The 11,002-nt window shown below is 38.7% G+C and carries 6 protein-coding genes; all 6 read left to right on the top strand.

Annotated features, from left to right (window positions below; all coding sequences use genetic code 11):
- The first annotated feature begins 10 nt into the window (after window positions 1-10).
- The 6 genes from ACZZZC_RS19840 to ACZZZC_RS19815 all read left to right on the top strand — a co-directional run bounded on the left by ACZZZC_RS19840 (window position 11) and on the right by ACZZZC_RS19815 (window position 10,916).
- Window positions 11-1,720 (top strand): autotransporter outer membrane beta-barrel domain-containing protein, encoded by a 1,710-nt coding sequence (locus ACZZZC_RS19840; RefSeq protein WP_463487999.1) that lies wholly within the window; start codon window positions 11-13, stop codon window positions 1,718-1,720.
- Window positions 1,721-1,786: 66 nt separating this feature from the next.
- On the top strand, window positions 1,787-5,998 hold the full coding sequence (locus ACZZZC_RS19835) for a beta strand repeat-containing protein (RefSeq protein WP_463487998.1): 4,212 nt from the start codon (window positions 1,787-1,789) through the stop codon (window positions 5,996-5,998).
- An 18-nt stretch (window positions 5,999-6,016) separates the two neighbouring features.
- Entirely contained in the window at window positions 6,017-6,529 is a 513-nt protein-coding gene (locus ACZZZC_RS19830; RefSeq protein ID WP_463487997.1) for a hypothetical protein, read from the top strand.
- 50 nt (window positions 6,530-6,579) lie between these two features.
- Entirely contained in the window at window positions 6,580-7,872 is a 1,293-nt protein-coding gene (locus tag ACZZZC_RS19825; protein ID WP_463487996.1) for a gliding motility-associated C-terminal domain-containing protein, read from the top strand.
- Between the two features lie 69 nt (window positions 7,873-7,941).
- Window positions 7,942-8,910 (top strand): PorP/SprF family type IX secretion system membrane protein, encoded by a 969-nt coding sequence (locus tag ACZZZC_RS19820; protein ID WP_463487995.1) that lies wholly within the window; start codon window positions 7,942-7,944, stop codon window positions 8,908-8,910.
- A gap of 47 nt (window positions 8,911-8,957) precedes the next feature.
- Window positions 8,958-10,916, top strand: a complete 1,959-nt coding sequence (locus ACZZZC_RS19815; protein ID WP_463487994.1) for an OmpA family protein — start codon at window positions 8,958-8,960, stop codon at window positions 10,914-10,916.
- Window positions 10,917-11,002 lie beyond the last annotated feature (86 nt).

Raw genomic sequence — 11,002 nt, 5'->3', positions numbered from 1 at the left:
TCAGATTATAATGAAAAAAAATATTAAATCAATCGTTCTCCTAGCCTTTTTATTAGCTACAGGCTACCATTCGATGGCCCAAACTACAGGACAAAAAATAGGTACAAACCCAACTATTAAAAACGCTTCTGCGTTATTGGAGTTGGAAGCTTCAAACAAGGGGGCATTATTACCCAGGGTGGCGCTAACCAGCACCATCATTGCGGCACCGGTTACCTCACCGGCAGATGCCTTAACCGTTTTTAATACAGCTACGGGTGGCACTGCACCGAACAACGTAACACCAGGTTATTACTATTGGAGCACGGCACAAAGTAAATGGATAAAACTAATATCGGCCGCTGATCCACTGGTAACTGCCGATAATGGTTTAACTAAAACGCTAAATAATATCCAGTTAGGCGGTTCATTAACCAAAAATACAACAGTAGATTTAAATGCATTTAGCCTAAGATTTTCTTCACCAGAACGAGACATTATTTTTGATAACACTGGTAGCATCGCTAACATTGGAAAATTGACTAATGCAGCAGACATATATGTGAGTTCAGGTACAGGACCTACTTATAATCGATTTGATATTCAGTCTTTTCCAGACGGACAAGTAAATTTGACAACAACTGGTATAGGGGCTCAGCATTTGCTGATAGGTACAAATTATACGACAAATCCAACGCCTTTAATATTTACGACAAGTTCAGGTAGCAATGCTTTAGGATTGGAAAGAATGCGGATCACTGGCACAGGAAGTGTAGGTGTCGCCACTATTACTCCTTCAGAACAATTTGATGTAGGCGCAGGAAATGTTCGTATTCGTGCTATTTCTACCTCTGTTGGAAATACTGCTACCGATAGGGTGGTAGTAGCTAACCCTACTGGTGTACTGAGAACTCTTCCGATCACAGATTTGAATACTAATATTTATACAAATGACGGAACGTTACCAGCTAATAGGACAGTGAATTTGAATTCGAAGACATTAGCATTTACAACCGCTTCAAATGGGACTTTCATATTTAGTGCTAATAACGCTGGTAGTGCAGCCCAATCCATTACTGGTACTAGTAACAGAGCAAGCTTAGCATTAACTGGGGGAACCGCAGATTTAGATTTATTTGTTGATAATAATTCTGCTGCACAATTAATTTCTAAAGGCACTGCAACAGGTTTAAATGTAGGAACAGGACAAGCAAGACCATTAAGTTTATATACGAATGCGTCGCCAAGGGCTACAGTAACAGCAACTGGAGATTTTGCCATAGGATCACTTACCGCTCCATCTTTTGTAGTAGGGGGAACTACTATCCAGCCAAAATTATACGTAGATGGAGATATTTCTACCACAGGTAAAATCTGGACTACCAATAGTGTTTATGCTGATTATGTATTTGAAGATTATTTCAATGGATTTTCAAAAATTTATAACGATTACAAATTCAAATCTTTGAAAGAGGTTGCCGAGTTTATCAAAACAAATAAACATTTGCCAGGCGTAACGCCAATCTCCGAAGTTAATGTAGGTAAAAACGGATATACAATTGATTTAACCCAACTTTCTATGCAACAATTAGAAAAGCTGGAAGAATTATATCTCCATGTAATTGAGATGAACGATGCTCTGGGCCAAAAAGATAAAGAAATAAAGGCGCTTCAAAATAAGACAAATAATTTAGAAGAGCGATTGAAAAAACTAGAGCAATTATTGAATACCAAGCCATAACAGGAACCGAAAATCTTCATGAGTTCCCTTCCGACAAAAATGGAAGGGACACCTAAAATGAGAAATATGAAAAAATTATACGTATTAATATTGTCGGCTTTCCTGGCTAGTATTTGTATACCAAAGGTATATGCACAAGCACCCGGAGGTATTGCTACAGATTTATCAGTTTGGTATAAAGGAGATAATGGCGTTACCACCAATGCAAGCAAATTGGTTATACAATGGGCGTCATCTTCATCCAACAGCGTAACACTTACACCAAATGGAGTAGCAATATTGCCTTATAATGATCAAACCACGTATTCGAGTACATTTAATTTCAATCCTACCGTTACTTTTGATGGGTCAAATAATTTCTTAAGAAATACAACCACAGCTTATCTTAATACAGCAGGATCAGTACATTATATTGTAGTTGCAAAAGGTGTTAATAGGAGCACTGCTCCTGCAAGGGCCTTATTTGCAATTGCAGGTAATGATGATGGCTTTTTCCATTCTGGTGCTGGCGGAACTACAGCTTTTCCAACAATTGGAAATCTTTATGATGTAGCCGCTGCAGCAATTACATCTGTAGAAGATTTTGGTATCTATTCAGCAATATTGCCCAAAACTGCAGCTCAAGGAACACAAAGAGGCTTTTATAACGGTCTGAAAAAAAATTATCCTTCTCCTTATCCTATCAATCCCGCGTTTTATACTCTGCCAACAACAGGTGCATATATTGGGGCCGATGGAACGACAGGAGATAATTTTCTAGGCGATATTGCAGAGGTTATACTTTATCATAATACCGGTGGAGCTGATCTAGCTGATGCTAATCTGGAGAAAATACACAGCTATTTAGCGGTAAAATACGGAATTACCTTAACTTCAACACAAAACTATCTTACATCGGCAAACCAAGTGGTGTGGAATGCGGCAACCAATATTGGGTATACAAATAATATTTTCGGCTTGGGCAGAGATAATGCTTCTGGATTGCATCAAAAACAATCTAAAAGTACAAATACAAGCCAAAAATTAGTGATTGGAAATGCCAGTACACTTTTTGGTACAAATGTTTTAAATACAAATAATTTAACAGACGGACAATTTCTAATTGTAGGAGACAACGGTTTAAACCAGGCCCTAAACACGCCATTAGTTTATACTGCAGGAAGCAACGGACCAGCCAATTTTCGTTTTGACGCCATTTGGAAAGTACAGAATACAGGCGTTGTTGGAAATGTAACTTTAGCCTGGCCAAAAGGGTTGTCCAACCTTTATCTTGTGCAGTCATCCAATGCCGTTATCGACAATAGTGATACTTTCACCCCGATGACCACCGAAGTAACTGTAAATGGAGTGGTTTACAATACCGCCACAGTTAATTTAATTAACGGACAGTTTTTTACACTCGCAGGGTACCAGTATGCACCAGGCGGAGTAGTATCGGCAGCTTGGTATAGAGCAGATGCGGGTGCTACGTTGTTTTCAGATGCGGGCGCTACCCTTGCATCAAATGCTGCAACAATACAACAGTGGAATGAATTTAACAACAAACCTTATCCATTGTCGCAATCTACGGCAACGTTCCGTCCTCAGTTTTCAAGTGTCAGCCAGCTGGTAAATTTCAATCCATCTATAAACTATGACGGAACTCAAAAATGGTTGCAATATGATCCTGCAGATGCGCAAGGGTATATCATAAACAGGAGCAAAGGTGCACTTTTCTCTGCCGGCAGTACAACAACCACTGGGGCTATGTTTGGTTTTGGAGCATCTGGAGCAGGAAACGCAATGGATGATCCAGGTTTATACAGTTATACAGGAAATAAATTTTTATTCTACCCAGTAGTTGGAGAATTTGATCCCCAAAGCACCTATGCTATAAACAATACCTATATTGGTGGGGGTACCTGGGAAAATGGAGCTGGTGTTGGTGGTAATAATGCTACTTCTATTACACTTGATGGCTTACATCAAACTTACAACACAAATATAGCTAACGTAAATACTGCAACAGATCGTAATGCATTGATGGTTGGAAAAGCAGATGCAGGCGCACAACTAAACGGGCAGCAAAACGAAATGATTGTATTCCCTAATAAATTGACCGATCAGGAAGTAAATCGGGTGGAATCTTATCTAGCCATTAAATATGGACAAACACTGGCAAAAGAGCAAAATAGAAGTTATTTGAGCGCAACCGGCACGGTGGTATGGGATGGATCAGATATTAGTTATTACAACAATATCCTTGGAATAGCAAGGGAGGATATTTCTGCATTGCACCAGAAACAATCTAAAAGTGTTAATAGCGGTCAGAAGCTTATTATAGGAAATGGAAGTTCACTGTTCAATACGAATATAGCCAACACTAATCCACTTACTGACGGTAGATTTTTAATGGTAGGTGATAACGGTTTAAGACAAAACCTTGCACTACCTTTGAGTTATACAGCTGGATCTAACGGCGCAACCAACTTCCGTTTTGAATCAATTTGGAAGGTACAAAATACAGGTAGTGTAGGAACAGTAACACTGGCCTGGCCAAAGGGCGTAAATAATCTGTACTTAGTTCAGTCAGCTGATGCCACTTTTGATGGTACAGATACTTTTACTCCAATGGCTGCAGAAACAACTGTAAATGGTGTGGTATACAATACCACTAGCGTAACATTGACAAACGGCCAATTTTTCACCTTTGCGGGTTTCGGAAATGCACCAGGAGGTGTATCAACAAATCTTTCTTTTTGGTACAGAGCCGATAAAAATGCAACGAATGCAGGCGCAGGAACAGATGTAACTGCGTGGACTGATATGTGGAACGGAACTACTTCTACACAGTTGGGAACAAATGCATTACCAAAGTATGTTACAGGTACATCTGCTTACTTCAACTTCAATCCAGGGATTAACTTTACGGCAAACACCCAATCATTAGGTAATATTGCTGTACAGACTCTCACCTCACTTAATTATGATGTTTTCACATTTACAAAAGAGGGAATGACTGATGCAAGATTCTTCAACATAGGTAGAAATAATACTGCATTAGATGGTGCTAACTGGGATTCTCCTGCTTTCGAATCGGGAGGCAATATAGTTAGGCGAAATAATGCCGGTGGTGGTCCTGTTTATTTTGCTAATCCAGGGAATAGTTACGTTGCGCCAATACCAAGTATTGCTTACACTGCTTTCACAGATGTTAATTTAAAAAGAGGAGTTAATGGAAGCCCGTTACTTGGACCAGCATCAAACCATAGTGCTATAGGAACGGTAACTGGAGGGCATATATTTGGCAGGAACTCAGGTACAGTAACATTGGGCGACGATTTAGGTTTTACAGGACATATAGGGGAAACTATCGTGTACGGTGCCGGTACTTTATCAAGCACAGAACGCAGAAGAGTAGATTCTTACCTGGCCATCAAGTACGGAATTACTTTAGGACAAGTAGCAACTGACCATTACCTAGATACAGACGGAAATATAGTATGGAATGGTGCAGCCAATGCAACTTATAACAATAATATTTTTGGGGTAAGTAGAGATGATATTGAAATTTTAGAACAGAAAGTATCAAAAAGTGTAAATGCAGGTACAATACTTACGGTTGCAACCAGTAATGATTTTGTAAATCCTAATCAGGCAGCAGCACGTACAGGGTTTGCTAATGATAAAACCTATTTCCTATTAGGAGATAATAATGTCGCAGTAACCCCACTTGTTAATCTTGCCATTGCAGGAAATACGTTTGAAAGAATCCAAAAGGCATGGCGCTCTCAGCGTAAAAATACGCCAAGTGCTTTATACTTTGAGGCAGACCTTTCTACGTATGGCGTTAAATTCGCAGCAACAAGAGCAGTATCGATGATAGTTGCAGATGATGCTGCGTTTACAACCAATGTAAACCAAATCGCTGGTACGTATATAGGTGGGAAATGGGTTTTTGCTAATAATTTCGATGCAAATAATGTACAAAGGTATATTACTTTCGCAAGCCTTCCTTGTACCAATCCAGGTGTATTTGATGCCGCTGGTTTGCCAAGCACTACAGGGGTTTCTAATCTAGCAGGCTTTACAGGTGGTGCTACAGGCTGGCCTGCAAATGTGCCTAATGGTCATATAGTTATCGAATCTAAAAATAAAGGTTTTGTAATCACCAGGGTAGCCAATACAGCAGCTATTACAACACCAATTGAAGGTATGCTGATTTATGACATTAGTGCTAACTGTGTGAAATTATATAATGGAACGACTTGGAATTGTTTGGCTAATGATTGTTTGTAAAATATAAATCTGAAAAAGATGAAAAATTTTTTAATAGTAACAATAATAATTTTGGGCGCTTTTGCAAGTGCAAGTGCCCAAACCGCTATAAATAAAAATACAGCAGATGGCTCTTCAGTTTTAGATTTTGCTGCAGGAACAACCAAAGGGATTATTTTACCCGCAGTAGAAACCTTACCTGCCACACCTGCCAATGGGACTTTCTTATTTGATAAGGTTGCCAAAATCGTAAAGATGTACCAAAATGGAACTTGGGTAAATTTATCTGGGGTAGGAGATATTGCCGGCACAATACCGATTGCGCCATATAGTGGCACTACTGATAATGGTAAGCAAACGGTAATTGGTTCGAGATCAACAACTGTAGATGGAGTATTGGTGTTGGAATCTACCAACAAAGCCTTGGTTTTGCCCAAAATTTCAAATCCGCATTTAAATGTAAAGAGCCCTTACCCGGGGATGTTGTGCTACGATACCAATAGGAAAGCACTGGCAGTATTTGATGGTAAGGTTTGGAATTATTGGAAGTAGAAACTATAACGTTAAATAGTGCATTTGGTTTAACGATAAAATTTTGATTCATGAAAAAAGATATACATAAATTGCTTTTAACGGTTGCCTGCTTGCTAGCCATGTTACCAGCATTCGCTCAAACGGGTACAAGTAGTATGACGGTTGATAATTCCTCAGTTACCATTTCTGCCGGAACCACGGAACAGCGTTTTAGTGAAGGCACTTATTTCGGTCCAAATGCCAATTGGCAAATAAACGGAGTGCTTGAGATTTACAGTAAAAATGTGTGGATTGCACCCGGTGCTACCTTTAGCGGTACAGGAAAAATCGTGGTATATAACCCAGGTAACAATCCTTTCTATTCCAGCATGGCCTCTGGTCCAACACAAATTGATGGGAACAATGGTGGTTTTATTAATATGTTAATCGAGCATCGCAATAATGGCAACATGATGCTGGCAGATGTTACCGACCCTGGTTTTGGTACTACCAATCCTGCAGGTTTAAATTCTGCAACATTAAATATAGCAGGAACCATAGATATGGCGGTAGATCAGGCCGATATTATCCTGAATGGGCACAACTTGGTTTTTGGAACAACAGGTAAAATCATTAACTACTCTAAAGATAGAATGGTGGTAACCAGCAACAGTATTGCGGGGCACATGGTGAAAGATTATGCGGGAAGTGATGGCTTCGTTTTTCCAATCGGTATTGATGAAGGAGATTATACTCCTGCAACTTTGACACCAGCTGCACCAGGTCGTATTTATGCCAGCGTACAGGATTATATGATGGCGAATAAGCCAGTGCTAAAAGAACAATTGGGAATGGATAGGGTATGGAATATTTACAGTGCCACGCCAGTTACAGCTAATATGATTTTGCAACATAACGCCAATACCAATGGCAGTTTATTCAAAGATGCGAATGCCGCTATTTCCCGTTATGTAAGTGGCAATAAGTGGGATATTTTAAAAGGTACAAATCCAGCAACAGGAATCCATACCCGAAACAATATCGCCTTATCCAATGATGTAAATGCAAACGGAGCTTATTATACCAAACTATCCGTTTCTGGACAAGATTTATTTATACCAACCTTATTTACACCAAATGGAGATGGAAACAACGATATATTCGAAATTAGAGGGCTTGAACTGTTCGCAGAAAACTCTTTGGTTATCGTAAACCGTTGGGGTAATGAAGTGTATAGATCCAATAATTACTTAAATAATTGGAACGGAGAGGGTTTAAATGAAGGTACTTATTATTATTTGCTAAAAGTACGTGAAACTGCAGGTGGTGAATGGTTTACCTATACCGGCTGGACAACTTTAATTAGAGCATTTAAAAAATAATAGCGGCAAAATCCATTCGCTAAATGAAATGATTACTTATGATCTAATTGCAGATCTAAATAGAAAAAAATGAAAAGAATACTACAGATCTTAAGTGTGTTGCTACTGTGTTCTACTTTGGCTAAAGCCCAACAGGATGCACAATTCAGTCAGTATATGTTTAATGGAATCTATATTAACCCAGCTTACGCAGGTTATAAAGAGCAGCTTAATGTTCATGCGTTTTACCGTACCCAATGGACAGGTATTCAAGGCGCACCCAAAACCATGTCAGTAGCTGTTGATGCCATAGCGAATGATGGTAATGTAGGTTTGGCGCTTCAGATATCTAGTGATAAACTTGGAGCACAACGCAATCAATCTGTATATGGCAACTATGCATATCGCATACGCATGAATGCCGATGGAACTTCGCGGTTAGCCTTTGGTTTAGGAATTGGTGCAGTACAATTGGGTATTGATGGTGCAATGTTGAATCCAAACGATCCGGAAATTTATCAACCTGTTGGCTTGCAAAGTACTATTTTACCGGATGCCCGGGCAGGGGTTTACTTCGCTAACGATCGTTTTTATGCTGGTTTTAGTGCGGATAATCTGGTTTCTCAGTACATTGATATTGATCGTTATGCATTCATTGCACAACCAAAACCTCATTATTACTTAACAGCCGGAACATTAATCCCACTATCAAAAGACGTTTTATTGAAACCTTCATTTCTTTTGAAAGATGACAGGGGCGGTCCAACCAGTTTGGATTTGAACGCTTTCTTGATTTTAGCAGAACGTTTCTGGATTGGAGGCTCTTACCGAACAGGAGTAAAATTGTACAATAAAAGTTACCTGCAAAAAGATTTGAGTCAGCTCAATTCTGCCGTAGGAGCGATACAGGTTTTCCCAACTGAAAGTTTGCGTATAGGTTATGCTTACGATTATTCTATTGGGCCGTTGCAAGGTTATAGTAGTGGTACTCATGAAATTTCCATCAGTTACTTCTTTAATCGGAAAAATGTGCGTATGCTTACACCAAGATTTTTTTAGTGGAAACAATATTACATTACGATCAATACTCTTGAATTAAACAAAAAATGAAGAAATTATACTACATCATTACGCTAGCATCCATATTGATTTTGGCAGATTTGCCAGCTGTTGCCCAATATGTGTTGAAGGAGGCCGATGCCCAATACCAATTGTTTAATTATAAAAAAGCAATTGATCTTTATGAGCAAGCTTATAAAAAGAAACAGACACTTTATACCGCCGAACGGTTGGGAGAATGTTATGCCTTAGTAAACGATTATAAACAAACTGAAAGTTGGTATGCTATTGCTGCCGGAATGCCCAACACAACTGCCGAAAATATTTTAGCTTATGCAAAAGCATTGCAGCAAAATTCTAAGTATGCAGAGTCAAAAACTCAATACAAAAAATATGCTGAAATAAACAAAAGTTTAACAGTGAAGGAGCAAGATTTGTGGCTTTCGAGCTGCGATTCGGCTATGGTTTGGATGAAAAATCCAACTGCCACTACTATTAAAAATGAAAGTAAAATGAATACCCCACAATCTGATTGGGGTGCATCAGTATACAATGGTACCATTACATTCGCCTCCGATCGTGGAAATAGTATCGAAGATAAGCAGAGTGGAGAACGTCCTTTCTTAAAATTCGATGGTGCAAAGCGTCCGGGTCGTACTATTTATGGTTGGACAGGTAACCATTATTTGAGGCTGTATACTGCTGATGAAAAGGTTGATAGTGTAAAAATGTTTCCTATTGATGCGAATACCAATTACCATATTGGGCCGGCAAGTTTTACTAAAGATGGAAACGAAATGTTTTTTACCTTAACCAAAATCCCTAAAAAGCCAGTTTTTGTTAAAGGTAAATTGGCAACTGTTAATGTAGAAATCTTTTCGAGTAAAAAAGATGAAAACGGTAAATGGGTTGTTCCAACGCCATTTAAATACAACAATGTAAATGAATATTCTTTAGGCGACCCATTTATCAGTGGCGATGGCAATAGCTTGTATTTTGCATCAAATATGCCTAGTGGAATGGGTGGCACCGACATTTATGTAAGTCAGCGTACAAATGGCGGCGATTGGGGAACACCAGTAAACCTTAAAGAAATTAATACGGAAGGCAATGAGCGTACGCCAGTTTTTGATGCTCAAAACAACTTTTATTTCAGTACCGATGGAAGAATTGGTATGGGTGGACTTGATATTTACAAAACAAAGCTATCTGCAGGGAAAATAATAGAGCCTAAAAATTTAGGCTATCCTACCAACTCACCTCAGGATGATTTTGCCTATATTAAAACATCGGCATTAAGTGGCTACTTAAGTTCAAACAGAACAGATGGCTTAGGAAGTGACGACATTTACAGTTTCATGGAACAGCAAGTTCTAGCGTTTAGATTAACCGGCAAAGTTTTCGACAAAACCACTAATCAACCACTTGCAAATTCGATTGTTACACTAACAAAAATAAATGGGCAAGCATTAAAAGTACAAACAGATGATAGTGGTGACTTTAAATTTAATTTGGATAAATCATCTGATTATAATTTAACCGGCGATAAAACGAATTACAGAAGTGATGTTGCGTCTTTAACTACTAATAACCTCACCACATCTACCGAGATTAAGAAAGATTTATACCTCGAAAAGATTGAATTGGAAAAAGCCATTAGGATTGAAAATATTTATTATGATTTCGACAAGTCAAATATCAGACCTGATGCAGCAATTGAATTAGATAAGTTGGTAAAAATAATGAAAGACAATCCAACCATTTGGATTGAGTTGGGTTCGCACACGGATAGCCGAGGTAATGATCAGTATAATCAATGGCTTTCGCAAAGCAGGGCAAATTCTGCTGTTCAATATATTATCGATCGTGGAGTTGATAAAAACAGAATTACTGCAAGAGGATATGGTGAAACTAAACTGCTCAACAAATGTGCTAACGGCGTAAAATGTTCTGAAGCGGATCACCAGTTAAATAGAAGAACAGAGTTTAAGATTACAAAACAATAACAACACAAATAGAACATAGAAAAGTCATCCAATCTGGATGACTTTTTTTATGCAATCATAATTGACTTTATGAACTGTAGCAGGAT

The sequence above is a fragment of the Pedobacter sp. AC212 genome (assembly GCF_979258625.1).
The sequence above is the reverse complement of the archived record's forward strand: the minus strand, read 5'-3'. Positions and strand labels throughout refer to the sequence as shown.

Coding starts and splice junctions, on each gene's coding strand:
- ACZZZC_RS19820 (WP_463487995.1), top strand. CDS start 7,942: ATGAAAAGAATACTACAGATCTTAAGTGTGTTGCTACTGTGTTCTACT.
- ACZZZC_RS19835 (WP_463487998.1), top strand. CDS start 1,787: ATGAAAAAATTATACGTATTAATATTGTCGGCTTTCCTGGCTAGTATT.
- ACZZZC_RS19840 (WP_463487999.1), top strand. CDS start 11: ATGAAAAAAAATATTAAATCAATCGTTCTCCTAGCCTTTTTATTAGCT.
- ACZZZC_RS19815 (WP_463487994.1), top strand. CDS start 8,958: ATGAAGAAATTATACTACATCATTACGCTAGCATCCATATTGATTTTG.
- ACZZZC_RS19825 (WP_463487996.1), top strand. CDS start 6,580: ATGAAAAAAGATATACATAAATTGCTTTTAACGGTTGCCTGCTTGCTA.
- ACZZZC_RS19830 (WP_463487997.1), top strand. CDS start 6,017: ATGAAAAATTTTTTAATAGTAACAATAATAATTTTGGGCGCTTTTGCA.